The organism is Paenibacillus phytorum (genome assembly GCF_013141715.1).
Classification (GTDB): domain Bacteria; phylum Bacillota; class Bacilli; order Paenibacillales; family NBRC-103111; genus Paenibacillus_E; species Paenibacillus_E phytorum.
The window spans coordinates 77,365-94,314 of sequence record NZ_WHOA01000165.1 but is presented as its reverse complement, the minus strand read 5'-3'; the positions used below and the strand labels follow the sequence as shown (position 1 = coordinate 94,314).

Here is a 16,950-nt window from a genome sequence, read left to right as displayed (position 1 = left end):
AGCGCTATTTGTCCAATTGGAACGATCCGGAGGCTAAAAACCGCGATATAACGCATCGTCGTTCCTCTTCCTCGTGATTTTGGGCGTTTTTCGTCCAAATAGCGCTTTCGTCGTTCCCTTAGCATATGCTAGTTACTATAGCGATACTTTTTCACTATTAAGTCTCATGTTGTTCTACGGCCTCAATCACTTTCAGACGAGTATCTAAATTCACTGGATGTCCATAGGCAAGTTCCAGTGCCCATAGGACTGCGCCAGTTGCAGGTGGGACTTGTAGAAGGATGTAATTGCAGCTGTGATTGGTCAAGTTTGAAATATGATTTTTGAAGTTTTGGAGCAGCAAAGGACTTTCAGCTTTGACCCAAACTGAGCCTGCCAGAATGATATCGACTTCATGGTCGAAATCCAGATTGTGCATACAGCCAACCGTGGAGTAGGCCAGTTGTTTGGCCGTGTTATCTATAATATTCAGAGCTACGGAATCCCCGTTATCTGCCGCGGAGAACAGGATTTGCACCAGCTTGGTGGTGGGACTTGTTCGCTTTTGTATGCCGTTCAAGGTGTATTCAATGAACAATTCTTTACTGGGTATTTGCAGCAGCTTCATGACGGGTTCAGTCATTCCAGTTTCCGGCCCCATGCGGTAGAAAAAGTCATATACAGCCCGAAGTACTTTTCTGGCTAAAAAGAACCCTCCAGCTTCATCCCCAGATAGCTCACTGCCAACACCGCCTACTTGAAGGCGCTTTCCACTTGGAGAAATCCCTCCCGTAGAGGAGCCCGAGCCATTAATGGAGCAAATGCCGAAGCCCTTTTCACTGCCAGCTTTAACACCCAAGAATGAGTCGTTGTCCATGGCATAGTGAGTAAAGCCGATACGCTCGATGACTTTGCATAAATTTTCCTTTTGGGATGGAATGTCTGCACCAGCTAATCCGAAAGCACCGGCTGCAATATGATCCATGGTTAACTGATTGCGCGTCAGCAAATGCTGAATATTTTCATTCATGATTCGGAATGAGCTCAGGTACGCGTCGTGGAACTGTTCATGACTGCATGTACCTGTATGAATATGGTCTACAAAGTTCCCCAGGATATCGAATAGAAAGTAGTCCGTTTTACTATTTCCGCCGTCGACACCGATAATGTACTTTTTATCATTCATGACTACTTCTCATTAGCGAAAAACTGCGGGAGGTAGTCTCTGTGGGCTTCCTTCAACTCATTGAAGCAGTTATACGCGGCATCATAGTCACCAACCAATGGATTCATCAATAGCGCGCGCATGGCGGCATCTTCGCTGCCGCTCACTGCAGCAGCCACGGTTTCACGTTCGTAGGCTTTGACCATACGCATATAATCAATGATATGTTGATTATTGAAATCGTTAACTTTGATCGGTGTGGCGCCATTTTTACCAATAACAGCACATACTTCAACGGCATCGGAGTCCTCCATGAAATCTAGTGCCCCATTGTTAAGCAGGTTGACCACATGTACCTCTTGTTTATCGTTATAGATGGCATCGACTAAACTGATGGCTACTTCCGAATAATTGGCACCGCCGCGAGTAGAAAGCAGCTCCGGCTTTGAATGGAGTTCGGAATCCAAGTAGATGTTTAGCAGCTCCTCTTCGATCTGGATACATTTCTCGCCGCGTGTTAGTTCGCTGTCTTTCAGCAATTTTAGCTTCTTCTCTTTGAAGTAATAATATTCCAAATAAGAAGAAGGTATGGCTCCCACCATCTGAACGACCTCTTTACTAAATCCGCTTGAAGGAATATTCTTCATCGCTTCACTGTTAAGCCCCATATCAAGTGCTGCTTTCACATAATCCTTACCATCTTGCTCAATAGACGTAATCCAGCTTAAATGGTTAAGTCCAACATAGGTAAAACTAGCATGGTCTAATTGCAAGGTTTCACGAATGCTCTTGAACATGTTGAAAGGGACGTTGCACAGACCAAGCATCTTCACCTTGGAATGGTTAAGCAGCGCTTCTGTAATGATGCCGGCTGGATTGGAGAAATTGATGAGCCAAGCATCCGGACACAGTTCTTGCATACGGTCGGCAATATGAAGCATAACGGGAATGGTGCGCATAGCTTTAAAAAATCCACCGATTCCGCAGGTTTCTTGCCCGATTAAATCGTATTTGAGAGGAATGGTCTCGTCGAGTACGCGGGCAGGCAGCTTACCCACACGAATTTGTGATAACACAAAATCCGCATCCTGCAGCGCTTCATCCAAGTTTTCGGTTAAGATGACTCGACATGGAATATTCGCTGCTTGTATCATGCGTTCACAGAGTTTGCCTACAATGTCTAGCTTTCTTGTATCAATATCCATGAGTACTAGTTCATCTATTGGTAATACGTCTTTTCGCTTAATCATTCCTTCAATCAGTTCTGGGGTGTAGGTGCTTCCCGATCCAATAATCGCTATTTTCAATTTTTTATTCATCCATGTATTCACCCTTCCTATTTAGCTCAATCACGCTGCTATTATAGCATCGCATTCAGAAACGCTGCAATATAAACTGGAATTTAATTTTACTTTGATGGATTTATTTTGAAAATAAATTTCTTGACTTAAAATTCGAAATTGTGTCCTATTTTAGATATTAATCTTGTTTTTTTGAGCAAATATACGTATGATGAGATTAAAATTTTAGCTCAGAGAAAATAGGGTGAACAGATAATATATATGTCAATTAATGATAATATTTTGATAAAGATTCGTGATATGAAAGAAAGCCTAACTCCTGTAGAGAAGTTGGTAGCCGAGTACATTTTGGAGAATTTAGAGGAAATCCCGCATCTTTCGATTAAAAGCCTTGCCGGGCTGACGAAGACCAGTGATGCATCCGTTCTTCGTTTCTGTAAAACGATGGGGTATAAAGGTTACCGGAACTTTATTGTAAGTATCTCAGCTTCAATTGGATCTATGGATGATGATGAGAAGGACCAGTACACCGATATACAACCAGGGGATGATCTATCCGTCATAATCTCTAATATTTCTCGCAATAATAGTAAATCTATTGAAGACACCCTCAGTGTCATTGATAAAAATGAAATAGCCCGTGCTGTAAAAGTCCTGCGTGAAAGCAACCGTATTGCATTTTTCGGAATCGGTGCTTCCGGTCTGGTCGGTATCGATGCGGAGCAGAAATTTTCACGAATCAACAAGATGTGCCATACCTACACGGACGGGCACAGCCAGCTCACGGCAGCTACGCTGATGGACAAAAGTGATGTAGCCATCTTTATTTCGAATTCCGGCAGTACGGTGGAAATTCTCGATTCGCTAGAAATAGCCAAAAAAAATGGCGCATGTATTATTGCCATTACCAAATATAATAAAAGCGAGTTAGCAGATAAGGCGAATATCGTCTTGAGCATTTCAACACCAGAGGTAACCATCAGAAGCGGTGCCATGGGATCGCGAATTGCTATGCTGACAGTAATTGATATACTTTTTGCGGGTGTAGCCAGTGCGGAATACAAGAAAGTGAAGAAATATTTAGCTAAAACGCACGATATTATAGCCAGCAGCAAACATCGTAAATAAAAGACAAAGACAACGACTTAGCAAGATCAAGTCGTTGTCTTTTTTTGTTGTAAAATAAAATAAAAAATCAAAAGTTTATTGTAATAAGAAATAAAATTTCAAAAACTATTGACCATGATGAAATTTTTCGCTAGTATGAAATTAGAAATTGTAACAAACAGGATAGGAGGAAGGCTATGGATGAGTATCTGTCGGGGTTGACTACGGAAGAGATTAACGAGAAAACACTAATTATGGATGAATGTACAACGGAACAAATGCTGCGTTTAATGAATGAGCAGGATGCTGAAGTTCCCGCTGCAGTGGGAGCAGAAATACCGCAAATTATGAAAGCGGTTGATATTTTACATCATGTTCTAAAAAACGGTGGCAGAATGTTCTACGTAGGGGCTGGATCTTCTGGCAGACTCGGTGTGCTCGACGCTTCTGAATGTCCTCCTACTTTTGGTATTGACCCCATGCTGGTGCAAGGTCATATCGCCGGTGGCGATGGGGCACTAAGAATTGCAGTTGAAGGTTTTGAGGATAACGCGGAGGAGGGGATCGCACTCATTGAACGGTGCGGTGTGACAGACAAGGATGCTGTTATCGGAATTACGGCCAGTGGAAGCGCACAATTCGTCATTGCCAGTTTGAAAAAAGCAAAGGAAATTGGTGCAGCAACGATCGGCGTAGTGAATAACAAAAATTCGAAACTAGAGCCTGTCTGTGATGTGTGTATTGCGCCAGTGGTTGGGCCGGAAGCGATTATGGGATCTACCCGATTGAAAGCGGGGACAGCACAGAAGCTGGTTCTTAACATGCTGACGACCTGTACGATGGTGAAGCTTGGAAAGACGTATAACAACCTCATGGTAGACATGAAGGCAAGCAATATCAAATTGTATGATCGTTCTGTTCGTATCATTAGAGCAGCAACAGGGGTAGATGAAAAGTGCGCTATTGCCCATTTGGAAAGCGCTTCCATGAATTGCAAATTAGCGATTATGATGATTAAAACCGGTTTGGATGCAGTGGAGGCAGAACGCGCATTGAATCAATGTGACGGCCGTTTGAAAACAGCCATACGTACTTTTAGCAAAGTTGTGTGAAAAACTCAATATAAAAAGGAGAGACTTTGAGCTACGCTCAAAGATCCCTATAAATGGAGGTCTATTTTCATGAAAAGAAAAATGCCCGTATTAGCTTCCGTCGTAGCTTTAACCATGGCTTTAACAGCTTGTGGTGGTACTTCCGGTACGAAAGCAACAACTACACCAGCAGGAACTCCTGCTCCAGCGGCTACTGCCGGCGCCTCAACAGCTAAAGACACCATTACTGCTTTGCTGCCGCCAGTTTCACCGAACTACCAAAAGACTTTCGAACAAATGTCCAAAGACTTTACGGCATTGTATCCGAATCTGACTTTGAAAATTGAACCGGCAAGCTGGGAAGATATGAAGCAGAAATTGGATACGCAAGTGAATGCGGGCAGCCCGCCGGATATTGCGTTCGGAGGCTCTGACGGCATCCCTAAGTATCTGCAGCAAGGTTTGCTCATGGACATTACGGATTCAGCAACTCCTGAGATGATTAACGATTATGAGAAAGCTCCGCTTGAATACATGAAGAACGGCAAAGGACTTTACGGTTTCCCAGCGTACATGGAAGTTCACGCACTGGGCGGCAACAAAGCGTACCTGGAAAAGGCCGGCATCGATTGGAAGAAAGTACAAACGAGCGGTTGGACGTACGATGAATTCCGTCAAGCGGTCAAAAAAGGCGTCGTAACTGAAAACGGCAAAACACGATATGGTTTCGTGTTCGCTGTTAAAGGCGTTGCAGCTGTTGACTACTTGGGTATCATGGCGAAAAATGCCGGCATGCCTCATGCGTTTAATAAAGATTTGAAATATGCGTACACTAGCAAAAACTACCTAGGATTGCTCAAAGATCTTCGTCAGCTGATTGATGACGGCTCCATGCCGAAAGAGCTTAGCTCCGTAGATGCAGGTAAACGTTGGAACATGTTCTTGACAGGTCAAACGATGATCACTGGTAAAGGTCTTGCGGTGTTTGAAAATTCCGCTAAGACTAATAATGCGAAGCTGAAAGCAGCTGATGCAAGTGCTGTAAAAGACTCTATCCCAGTTGATTATGTTGTATTGCCGGCTCCGACTTTCCAAGGTGCAAAACCATCATTCGCTACTGTCGTTGACGGTTACATGACGTTCCGCGGTAAAAAGGAACCTACGGCTGAGCACAAAGCGAATGTTGTAAAAGCTGCTTACTTCTTAGCTAGCGGTAAAAATGCTGCAGCAACAAACAGTGATCTGTTCTCTGCTCACATTACGCAAAGCGGTAAAAAAGCGGCTGAAAGCATGAAAATTGACAGAAGCCCTGAGAACATCGCTGCTGTTGACTACATGCTGAAAAATGCAACACCGGCTCGTTCGGATATCCCGACAGAACTGGGTGCTAAAGCAATTAAATTGGAAACAGAAGTTATCGTGCCTAAGTTCCAAGGTCTGATCGCAGGTGAAATTACTCCTGAAGCGATGTATGAAGCTGTGAAAACCGCTGCGATTGCTGCATTTGGCGCAGACGGCGTTGTGAAAGATTAATCATAAGTTGTAAACCTCGGATAGTCGTGATGCTTGTTGCGCGGCTATCCGAACTATTTTAATCCGAGTTTTTTGAAACGAGGTTTGGGGGTTAGACAAAATGGCAACGAATATCGCTAAACCGATGAAAAGAAAAGGAATCAAAGGAGAAGGTGCTTGGGGATATGCATTCATTGCCGTCGCTTTGGTTGTTTTTGCGATGTTCACCGCATATCCGGTCGTTAGCGCCTTTATCATTAGTCTCCAACAATATAAGCCTCTTGGTTCCACGTATGTTGGATTTGACAATTATGTCGCTACGGTGAAAGATGCTTTATTTTGGCAAGCAATGCGCAATACCGTCGTCTATACGCTTTTGACTGTACCTGTTAACTTGATCTTGTCCATGGTTATCGCGATTATGATTTTGCCGCTCAGGAAAAAAACGCAGGGCTTTTTCAAAGGTGTTTATTACTTGCCTGTTGTTGCTTCAGGTGTTGCTTTATCCGTCGTATGGCTTTGGATCTTCGATCCAATGGAAGGCGGAATTTTGAATCAGTTGATTCACTTCTTTGGCTTTACCAATCAGAACTGGCTCGGCTCAAGCAAAACGGCGATGTTTTCTTTGGTTCTGATGTCCTGGTTGTCCAGTCATGGCACAAGCATTATCATCTACCTGGCCGGTTTACTCGGCATTGATGATACGTATTACGAGGCAGCGGAAATGGACGGAGCCAACTTTTTTCAAAAGCTGTGGCACATCGTTGTTCCTTCTTTGAAACCAGCTACGTTATTCCTTTTGGTGACGGGTGTTATCGGTTCTTTCCAAGTGTTCCAAAACGCGTACCTGATGACCGGTGGCGGTCCTAACAATGCCACTACCATGGTGGGTCTACTGATTTTCAATAATGCATTTACTTATTTTGAATTCGGTAAAGCCGCGGCGCAATCGCTGATTCTAGCTGTTATTATCGCGGGAATTTCGGTTATTCAATTTAAATATGCAGGAAAAGACGTCGAGTATTAAGAGCGGGGGATAAAAAATGGCTTTATACAGCAATCATGCAGGAAAACCTAGAGTAAAAACCATACGTAATTCAATCATTTTTATCGCCCTTCTACTTTTTGCTTTGGCGACGATATTTCCGATCTATTTCATGGTCATTTCTTCTTTTGCTGATCCGGTTGAGGCCGGAGCGGTGAGCTACTCCATTTTACCAAGCAAGTTTACATTCGCTTCCTTTAAATTTTTCTTTGATTACAGTGAGTATTCGTATCGTTGGATTTTGAACTCGTTGATCGTGGCGACTACTGTGATGGTGTCCAATGTTATTTTTGCGAGCATGGCTGGGTATGCATTTTCTAAACTTCGTTTTAAAGGGAGAGGCGTACTGTTTGCTGTGCTGCTTGTCTCCATGATGATTCCTTACCAAGTTACGCAAGTTCCATTGTATATTCTGGTTGTTAACGTGTTCGAGCTGCAAAATACGTACAGCGCGCTAATTATGCCGGGTATCGTTACTGTATATAATATTTTTCTGGCTAAACAGTTTATGAGCAGCATCCCAAACGAGATTATGGAAAGCGCTAAGATCGAAGGGTGCAGCCAGTTCACGATCTATTGGAGAATCATTCTACCTTTGTCCAAAACCGTGCTTGCCGTCATGGCGATTCTAACGTTTATGGATAGCTGGAACACATTCTTCTGGCCGCTTCTTGTCACAAATACTATGGATATGCAGACGATCCAAGTTGGACTCAAAAACTTCCGCTTCGCCAATACGACGTTTATCGCTCCGATGATGGCGGGTGCTACGATCTCTGCACTGCCGATGTTTATTCTTTTCTTCAGCTTGCAAAAGTACTTCTTAGAAGGTGTAACGGTTGGTGCGGTGAAGGGCTAATACAAGCCGCGCGTGGGGGAGGAATTACTTCATGATTGTGTCTTGGGATCAACAATATCGTCAAGCGGTTATTGACTTATGGAATGAAGAAGCCGTGAAAGAAGGCTACAAGGAGCTTACCGAACAAACCTTTGAGCGTATCTTCACGGCCAACCCTTATTTTGATAGTCAAAATGCTTTTGTGTTACTGGAACAAAATGAAGTCAAAGGCTTTGCTTGCGGCTGCACAGGGGATGATCTGCCGCTTGGGGAAGTGGCGGGATACATCACCTGTATCTTTTTAGCCGATGAGTTCAAAACAGATGAGAGCTATCAAGGCATGCTAGACGCTTTGGAGCGTCGATTTCAGCAGCTGGGAAAAAAGCAAGGCGATGTCTTATTTTTTAATCCGATGTTATTGCCGTGGTATATACCGGGGACACCGAAGCATGAGCATAACAATGCGCCGGGCGTGCCGATTGAAAGTAAATTGTATGCGTTTTTGCTGCAGGCAGGGTATGTGGAACGCGCCAAAGAGTGCGCCATGTATTTGAAGCTGGACGGTTTCACCATACCAGAGGATATCAGAGCCAAGGAAAGCAAGGCTGCATCGGGTGGCTACACGGTGGAATTGTTCGACCCGGAAAAGCATAACGGCGTGGATGAAATGCTAAATGGATTTAATAATCTTTTATGGCAGAAGGAAATCGGGCAAAGCACGGCAGAAGGTGTGCCAGTGGTGATTGCTGCATATAAAGACAAGGTAATCGGATTTGCCGGTCCGGTCATTCGACAAGACAACGGCCGGGGCTATTTCGCCGGAATCGGCGTCATTCCCGAGCATGAGGGACACGGTCTGGGCAGCATCCTTTTCTTTAAGTTATGCGAAGCTTTTCGTTCGATCGGGACCGACTACATGTCGCTCTATACGGGCAGTACGAACCCGGCTATCCGCATCTACGAGAAGGCAGGCTTTACTACCGTCAAACAGTTTTCTGTCATGAGAAGGGAGTTTGTGTGAATGAGCGAGCAAAAGTTAACGATTCTAGCCATCGGTGGTCATGTTGGTGATGCTGAATTAACGGCAGGGGGCGTATTGGCAAGTCACTCTTTGAAGGGGGACCGAATTGCGACCCTAGCGCTGACAGCAGGCGAACGCGGCGTTCCGGCAGGACAAGATATGGCCGAATATCGCGTGCAGAAAGTGAATGAGGCGAAAACCTTTGCCGAGATGCTTGGCGGGGAAGCGTTCGTATTCGACGATATTCCTGACGGCGAGCTGCAGGATAACCAAGAAATGCGTTTTCGCGTATGCGATGTCATTCGTCAAGTTCGTCCCAACGTCATTATTACACATTGGAAGAACAGCATGCACAAGGATCATATGACAACGCACCGCATCGTCAATGATGCCCGCTATTTTGCCGCCTTGCCGACGTTTGAGCGGGAGCTTCCTGCACATTTTGCACAGAGATTGTATTATGCCGAGAACTGGGAGGACGCCGTCGACTATCGTCCGTATGTGTATGTTGACTACGACCAAGAAGCCTTTGATCTATGGGTGAAGGCCGTCTCTACACATTGGTTCGTAACAGGCAGCAAGTCGTTCAAGTATTTGGAGTACTACAAGCATTTGATGAGAGTCCGCGGCCTTGAAGCCAGAAAAGAATATGCACAAACCTTCATGATTCCAGAAGAAAATATGCGTGTTCTCAAAACTGAATTATAACCTACAATAACCAACCTCTAAACGCGGCTGCTCATTCTAGAATGGCGCCTTGATAGAGGTTTTCTTAACTTTGGATTTGGTTAAAGCGAAGATGTAATTGTGTTGTTCTTTTATCAAACAAAATTTGGGAGGCAGCTATGATCAGAAACGGTATCGATTGCATTGGGCAGTACACTCATCTATTTAAGGGGAAACGATTGGGACTAATTACGGCACCTACCGGCTTAACCAATGACTTCGTTTCCACCATTCAAATTTTGCATGAGAATTTCAATCTGACAGCCCTGTTTTCACCGGAACACGGAGTGCGTGGTGATCAAGCAGCAGGCGCCCTGGTAGAAACGTATCTGGATCCGATCACACAGGTGCCGGTATATAGCTTGTACCGTAAGGATTCCAAGCGCATGAGTCAGGAAATGCTGGATGAGGTAGATATGGTCGTCTATGATATTCAGGACGTGGGCACACGATACTACACTTTTATTTATACGATGCTATATGCTCTGGAAGACTGTGCGAAAGCAGGCAAGCCATTTGTCATTTTGGACCGAATCAACCCATTGGATGGGGTGACGGTAGAAGGTAACATTTTAAAGCAGGACTATCAATCTTTTGTTGGCAATTATCCGCTTTGTGTGCGTTACGGTCTGACTGCCGGTGAGGTGGCCACGATGGCTAACGATCAGATGAGCTGGCATTGTGATCTGCATGTGATACGTGTGGAGGGCTGGGAGCGAAAGATGCAGTTCGCTGATACCGGTCGACACTGGGTGATGCCCTCCTTGGGGATTCCCCGGTTTGAAACGGCATTGTTGTATCCAGGCACCTGTATATTTGAAGGCACCAACATGTCTGAAGGAAGAGGGACCACAGTTCCTTTTGAAATTGTAGGAGCTCCATTCATCGACGCTCAACAACTGGCGGATGAGATGAACAGTAAGAAACTGCCTGGAATCGTTTTTCGTCCGACTTATTTTAAACCGACCTTTTCCAAATTTCAGGGAGAATCATGCAGCGGCGTTCAGCTTCATGTACTGGATACCCGAGCGATTCGGCCTTTGGAGACAGCTATCACACTGATGTATACCATTAAGCGTAACTATGAACAATTTTCTTTCCTGCCACCTTTTAAAGAGGGATCTAGGCCTTTTATTGATTTATTATGTGGGGATAAGGTATACCGTGAAGATCCGTTAGATGTTTCGGTGTTATTAGAACAATTTCGGGACGAAAGCCGGGAATTCGCGCAGCTGAAACAGCAGTATCATCTATATTAAGAGAACGCGATAAGAAGTTATTCGTAATGCCATCACTGCGAACGTTTACAGGGGGCGGGAGGCGATCGTGTTGAGCATTTCTAAGGTACATAAGTTCCGATTAGCCCTTTTTTGGCGGCTTTTTACCACCTATTTCATCGTTATTCTCATTCCGGTTATTGTTGCCAGCATTATGGCTCATGTTCTGGTGGTCCGCACGATCGAGAAGGATGCAGAGAATCTCAACGATGTCATCATAAGCCACTTTTCCAAGCAGACGGACACCGCATTAGATTCGCTCAAGACAAATATGATTAACATGCTCAACTCTTCCAATTTAACGAGTCTGCTCCGTACAGTCGACGATTCGCGTGAAAACCAACAGCGTACGGAGCAGCTTCACTCTCTCAGAGAGCAGTTGATGAAGCTTCAATCCGATAAATTGGTTTCAAAGGTATTCTTATATTTTGTGAATCACGATCTCGTTGTCGATGTCGATATTTATACGGACAAAGAGTATTACTTTGATTTTTCTTATCCGCTTGATGAGCAGCAGAGAAAAGCGTACATGTCGTATTTTACCGGCAAAAAAATGATGGACTTTACCGATCCGAGTACAATCGGCATGTCCGCCTTAATGAGCTATCCATTTAACAGCGACAAGCCCGATGTGTATTTGGTCGTCGATTTCGCTGAGGACAAGGTCCAGGAGCAGATCAGCATTCCGGAAAAATGGGTGACGGGAACGGCAATTGCGAGCAGCCAAGGGCTCATCATGAACCAAGTTGGTTTGACAGATAAGGAAGCGAAGGCGGTGATGGAGCGTACACACGCAAATTCCAAGGGGTCTCAATTTCTCATTACAAACGAAGTTGCCATGTCACTTGTGAAATCTAGCTTCGACGATTCATGGTATTACGTGACCATCGCGGATCTGCGTACCCTGATGAAGCCAGCGTACATCACACGGGTGATTAGTTGGGCGTTTCTCGTCTTTTTCCTCGTGGTGGGAAGCTTCGTCTCTTACTATTTAAGCCGTCGCGTCTATCGTCCGATAAAAGAAATTACGGAAGAAAATAAAGAGCTGTCTCAAAGGGTGAGCGGGATGTTCCCCGTCCTGCAGGAGCTTTTCGTAACCAAGATTCTGCTGGGTGAATATCGGGACGCACTGTCCATCGAATATTATGCGAAGGAAATCGAGTTTACCTATAACAAGAACGCGATGCGCACGGTTCTCTGCATTGCGTTTCACTACAATTCGCCCGCCTATGAACGGCTGTCAGAGACGTCGAAGTCTTTCCTATTCATGGAACTCAAAGAGCGTATAGTCAAATCGTCGCCATCGCTGGTATGGCTCTGCCAAACGAAGCCGGACGTGATGGCGTGCGTGGTGCTGCATGACCCGTTTCTCCACTTCGGAGCCGAGGAGGCCGCGAACATTGTGAGCCTCTTGCTGGAACAGTACAGCGAATACTTTAAAGCGACGATTGGAATCGGGAAGACGGTGAACGCTACCGAAGAGCTGCATGAGTCGTATAAGCTCGCGTTGTCTGTGCTGCAGAATCGCGGACTTGATTCCGATGTGGAGATATGTCGTGGACCGAATGTCTGGGATCGAACGCAGTGGGAAAGCTTCTTATCTGTTCAGGATGTCAACCGTATCTTCAACCAATTCAAGACGCGGGAATATGATAAGCTGCTGCATTCTGCTTTCGAAATGCTCGAAGTGGGAATACGCAAGAATGCCACTGCCATTCAGGCTAAATATTTATGTACCGACGTTCTCAACACATGGATCCGCGCAGTAGAAACCGAGCATAACGATTTTAACGTGCCGTTCTTTTCAGACTTGTTCGAGCGGCTGGGTCGTTGTATGACATGGGATGAGCTGAAAGCCTGTTTCCAGGACATTCACAGTGTTTTATTTCGGACAGAGGAGCCTGATCAGCGTGCAAAGCAGTTTTCAGAGATTTTGGACTATATTCATGCGCATTATAATGAGGAGCTGTCGATCGAATATTTTGCCGGGCTCTTGAACATGTCGAACGGCCACTTCAGTCGTACCTTCAAAGAAGAGGTTGGCGAGAAGTATGTGGAGTATATTGCGAAATACCGACTGATGAAGGCGAAGCAATTTTTGCTGGAGACGGACATGAAAATCGATGACATTGCGGAGAAGGTAGGTTACTGGGGGCGCAACTCATTTATCCGAACGTTTCGTAAATATGAAGGGATTACGCCAGCGAAGTATCGCACAATTAACCATTGAACGAACAGAGACTTCATTTTTTCCGAAGTCTCTTTTTTTTCATCCGATCTCCCGAAATGACCAGGAATCCTTTGGAAACCTGCGTCTGCAAAAAAAGAGACTTCCCGTAATTATGCGATCTTTACGGGGCAGTCATGGCTAAGTATAGTTAGGCCATCAACTCAGAGTTGTAAGCGTTATCTAGGCGAGGGGGTGGATGAGATGCCACAGCGAAATGTTATGTGGTACATGTTGAAGAAACATAGAGCACTGTATCTATTAATGCTGCCTGGAATTTTGTATTACATCATTTTCAAATATGTACCCATGTATGGTGTCATCATCGCGTTTCAAGACTATTCGATCGGTAAAGGTATTTTAGGCAGTAAATTTGTAGGCTTGAAGCATTTTATCGAATTCTTCTACGTAAATCCGGATTCCTGGAAGCTGATTCGCAATACCGTCATGCTCAACGTGTACGATTTGCTGTTTCATTTTCCGGCACCGATCATTTTGGCCATTCTGTTTCACGAACTTAAGAACAAAACGTTTAAACGAATTGTACAAAGCATCAGCTACATGCCGCACTTCTTATCAACGGTTGTCATCGCCGGCATTCTAGTCACATTTCTTTCACCGCAAACCGGGATTATCAATTTCATTCTTGTCAAAATGTTTGGGATGGAGCCGATTCTATTCCTAGGACTGCCGAATTGGTTTCGGACGATCTATGTCAGCTCCGAAGTTTGGCAAAAAATCGGCTGGGGGACGATTCTGTATCTGGCTGCGATTGCCGGCATCGATCCGACGCTTTATGAAGCCGCGAAAATGGATGGGGCGAACCGCTACCACCAGATGCGCCATATTACGTTCGTTGGCATGGTGCCCGTCATGATCATCCTGTTCGTCCTTACGCTTGGCCATTTTATGGAGACCGGATTCCAAAAAATATTGCTGCTTTACAATTCCATGAACTATGAAACATCGGATGTCATCAACACATTCGTGTATAGGCGCGGCATCTTGGATGCGGATTTCAGCTTCGCCACAGCCGTCGGGTTATTTCAGTCGGTGATCGGCCTTATCCTCGTCATCGCCGCTAACCGGATCGCTAGAAAATATTCAGAAACGAGCTTATGGTAAAGGAGGAACCCTTTTGAAAATTAAACAATCGATGGCTTCAAGGGTATTTGATACCTTCAACTATGTGATCATGATCCTTCTGATGATCGTTATGGTATACCCGCTGGTTTATGTATTCAGCGCTTCGATCAGTGATAATGCCCTCGTATCGAGCGGGGATGTGCTCATCTTTCCTAAGGGGGTAACGTTTATTGCCTATAAGCAGTTGGTGAGCAATCCAGATCTATGGATCAGTTACTGGAATACGATCCGTTATACGATCGTTCATGTGATACTAACCTTGCTCGTAACCTCGGCTATGGCGTATCCGCTTGCGAAGAAGTGGCTGCCCGGCCGTAGAATCATTCTGATGATGGCTGCTTTTACGCTGCTGTTTAGCGGCGGTATGATCCCAACGTTTCTCGTTGTGCAGAAGCTGGGGATGTTGAACTCGATCTGGGCAATCGTTCTGCCTTCCCTGATCAGCACGTGGTACTTGTTCATCATGCGAACGTTCTTTGAAGCATTGCCGGAGGAGCTTGAAGATGCGGCGACGATCGACGGCTGCTCTTCCTTACAAGTGCTGCTGCGCATCGTGATTCCCTTATCGATGCCGGTATTGGCAACAATCGGCTTATTCACAGCCGTGAACCAGTGGAACGCGTTCTTCGATGCACTCATTTACTTGAACGACCGCTCGATGTATCCGCTGCAAATTATGCTACGGAACATTCTGGTGGCCGGTACTACGATTCAGGCGGAAGGCGATCTGAGCCTGCTCCAAACGATGAAGTACGCCATCATCATGATCGCTACGCTCCCGATCCTATGCGTTTACCCGTTCATCCAGAAATACTTCGTGCAGGGAACTATGATCGGCGGCATCAAAGGATAGTTCTAGATTCCCCGGAATCTAACGCTATAGAGGGATACTTTTTTTACCACGATAGGGAGGTTTTCATATGAAAAAAAGAAATGTCGCAACAGGTTTGACTACGGTTATGCTCATCAGTTTAGTCGCAGCAGCCTGTTCGAGCCAACCGAATGATACTCCTGCGGCCGGAGAAACGAAGAAACCAGACGAGTCCAAGAAGCCGATCACATTCACGTGGCTGGCCTACGACCGCCCAGAAGGAAAAGTGCGCCAGGACTGGGACATCTTCAAGGAAATCGAAGCAAAGACCGGCGTAAAGGTCGAGTTTCAAGTGGTCAGTCAGGAAGGTTTGAAGGAAAAGAAGCAAATTATGATTGCGACGAACTCCGTTACAGACTTTATCCAGGTAGATACGTTAGAGGGAAGACAGCATGGTCCGGATAAAGTGTTTTTGAACTTAAAAGATTACTTGGATAAAGCACCGAACCTAAAGGCTTTCTATGACAAATACCCAGAGGCTAGAGCGGTCGCAACTGGCGTTGACGGTGGTATTTATACCGTTCCTGTCATTGAGGGCGACGCAGAAGGGAAAGGATTTAACTTTGTCTGGTATACACGCAAGGACATCATGGATAAGTACGGACTGAAGGCGCCGACTTCTGTGGATGAATTTTACCAGTTCCTCAAAACGCTCAAAGAGAAACAGCCGGATACCTATCCGCTCATCAATAATGCCATTGTCGGCGACACCGGATTATTTACGACATTCGGAAGAGCGTTCACCGGCATACACGGCTTCTATAACGTCGACCCGGCCACCGACAAATACGCGTTCGCACCTTACCATAAAGGATATAAGGACTCACTTGTTTACTTGAATAAATTGTTTAATGAGAAGCTGCTGGATCCGGAATTCTCGATGATTACGCAAGCACAATGGGAAGAGCGGATTCTTAAAGGCAAATCGCTCGTGACGTTTTTCTGGAAGGCTGACTTAGAGACGCTCATGGATAAAGGCCGTAAAGCGGGTACTGCGGATTACACACTCGATGCGATTCCACAGTTCGCTGCAGACGGCATCAAAAACTACCAGTTCTCCCGTTCGGTTGTCGGCGCTTCCGGCCGCGCGATCTCGGTTAAGGTGAAAGACAAGGACAGGGCGGTTCAATTTCTTGATTACTTACTGGGAGAAGAAGGCTCCAACTACTTATCGCTTGGTATCGAGGGCAAAACGTATACGAAGGAAAACGGCAAGGCAGTCTACAACAAGGATTTCGGCGCTTCGCCATTCACGACACTTCGTAAGGATTGGGGCGTTTGGTACGACATGGTTACGCTCGATAATGCCAAATCCCGCGAGGTGTGGGAGCGTGGCTTAAGCGACAAGAGCAAGGACATTAACAAGAGATACGAACCGTTCATTATTCCAGCGCCAAAACAGATCGTCAAGACGAAGGAAGAGCTGGAGCTGGAAAAATCGAAGCTGAACAACCTGAACAAATTCCTCGAGCAGAAGCTGACTGAATTCGTTGCGGGCAAGACGCCGATCAACGATAAGACGTATCAAGAATTTATCGATCAGGCGAAGAAGCTCGGGTCTGACGAACTGCTGGATATGTACAATTCCGCTTATACTCGCACCTATGGCAAGAAGTAATCCAATTGTGCATGCAATGTGGGAAA

General features: G+C 45.4%; 14 protein-coding genes. 12 read left to right on the top strand and 2 right to left on the bottom strand.

Going from position 1 to position 16,950, the window contains the following annotated elements; translation table 11 throughout:
• Positions 1 to 157: 157 nt before the first annotated feature.
• Both GC098_RS24515 and GC098_RS24510 read right to left on the bottom strand, forming a co-directional pair.
• A complete protein-coding gene (locus GC098_RS24515; RefSeq protein WP_171645839.1) occupies positions 158 to 1,165 on the bottom strand; it encodes a BadF/BadG/BcrA/BcrD ATPase family protein in 1,008 nt (335 codons plus the stop codon).
• 2 nt (positions 1,166 to 1,167) lie between these two features.
• Complete coding sequence (locus tag GC098_RS24510) at positions 1,168 to 2,463, bottom strand: 6-phospho-beta-glucosidase (RefSeq protein ID WP_171645838.1); 1,296 nt, start codon at positions 2,461 to 2,463, stop codon at positions 1,168 to 1,170.
• A gap of 243 nt (positions 2,464 to 2,706) precedes the next feature.
• On the opposite strand from GC098_RS24510, the gene GC098_RS24505 reads away from it, so the two are divergent.
• From GC098_RS24505 to GC098_RS24450, 12 genes are all read left to right on the top strand, one after another.
• Entirely contained in the window at positions 2,707 to 3,573 is an 867-nt protein-coding gene (locus GC098_RS24505) for a MurR/RpiR family transcriptional regulator (protein WP_057305501.1), read from the top strand.
• Between the two features lie 176 nt (positions 3,574 to 3,749).
• Entirely contained in the window at positions 3,750 to 4,664 is a 915-nt protein-coding gene (gene murQ, locus GC098_RS24500; RefSeq protein WP_171645837.1) for an N-acetylmuramic acid 6-phosphate etherase, read from the top strand.
• 69 nt (positions 4,665 to 4,733) lie between these two features.
• Positions 4,734 to 6,176 carry an ABC transporter substrate-binding protein gene (locus GC098_RS24495; RefSeq protein ID WP_171645836.1) on the top strand — a complete coding sequence of 481 codons (1,443 nt, stop codon included), beginning with the start codon at positions 4,734 to 4,736 and terminating at the stop codon, positions 6,174 to 6,176.
• A 100-nt stretch (positions 6,177 to 6,276) separates the two neighbouring features.
• The gene (locus tag GC098_RS24490; protein WP_171645835.1) at positions 6,277 to 7,182 is read left to right on the top strand and encodes a carbohydrate ABC transporter permease; all 906 of its coding nucleotides are present in this window, start codon (positions 6,277 to 6,279) and stop codon (positions 7,180 to 7,182) included.
• A 16-nt stretch (positions 7,183 to 7,198) separates the two neighbouring features.
• Entirely contained in the window at positions 7,199 to 8,059 is an 861-nt protein-coding gene (locus GC098_RS24485; protein ID WP_057305497.1) for a carbohydrate ABC transporter permease, read from the top strand.
• 31 nt (positions 8,060 to 8,090) lie between these two features.
• Positions 8,091 to 9,059: a GNAT family N-acetyltransferase gene (locus GC098_RS24480; RefSeq protein ID WP_171645834.1), complete on the top strand. Its 969-nt coding sequence runs from the start codon at positions 8,091 to 8,093 to the stop codon at positions 9,057 to 9,059.
• Complete coding sequence (locus GC098_RS24475; RefSeq protein ID WP_171645833.1) at positions 9,060 to 9,767, top strand: PIG-L deacetylase family protein; 708 nt, start codon at positions 9,060 to 9,062, stop codon at positions 9,765 to 9,767.
• A 137-nt stretch (positions 9,768 to 9,904) separates the two neighbouring features.
• Positions 9,905 to 11,044, top strand: coding sequence for an exo-beta-N-acetylmuramidase NamZ family protein (locus GC098_RS24470; protein WP_171645832.1), 1,140 nt, complete (start codon positions 9,905 to 9,907; stop codon positions 11,042 to 11,044).
• Positions 11,045 to 11,111: 67 nt separating this feature from the next.
• Positions 11,112 to 13,292 carry a helix-turn-helix domain-containing protein gene (locus GC098_RS24465; protein ID WP_376773942.1) on the top strand — a complete coding sequence of 727 codons (2,181 nt, stop codon included), beginning with the start codon at positions 11,112 to 11,114 and terminating at the stop codon, positions 13,290 to 13,292.
• 201 nt (positions 13,293 to 13,493) lie between these two features.
• Positions 13,494 to 14,414 (top strand): ABC transporter permease, encoded by a 921-nt coding sequence (locus tag GC098_RS24460; protein ID WP_171645831.1) that lies wholly within the window; start codon positions 13,494 to 13,496, stop codon positions 14,412 to 14,414.
• Positions 14,415 to 14,427: 13 nt separating this feature from the next.
• Positions 14,428 to 15,288, top strand: a complete 861-nt coding sequence (locus GC098_RS24455; RefSeq protein ID WP_171645830.1) for a carbohydrate ABC transporter permease — start codon at positions 14,428 to 14,430, stop codon at positions 15,286 to 15,288.
• A gap of 67 nt (positions 15,289 to 15,355) precedes the next feature.
• Entirely contained in the window at positions 15,356 to 16,924 is a 1,569-nt protein-coding gene (locus GC098_RS24450) for an extracellular solute-binding protein (RefSeq protein WP_171645829.1), read from the top strand.
• Positions 16,925 to 16,950: the final 26 nt, after the last annotated feature.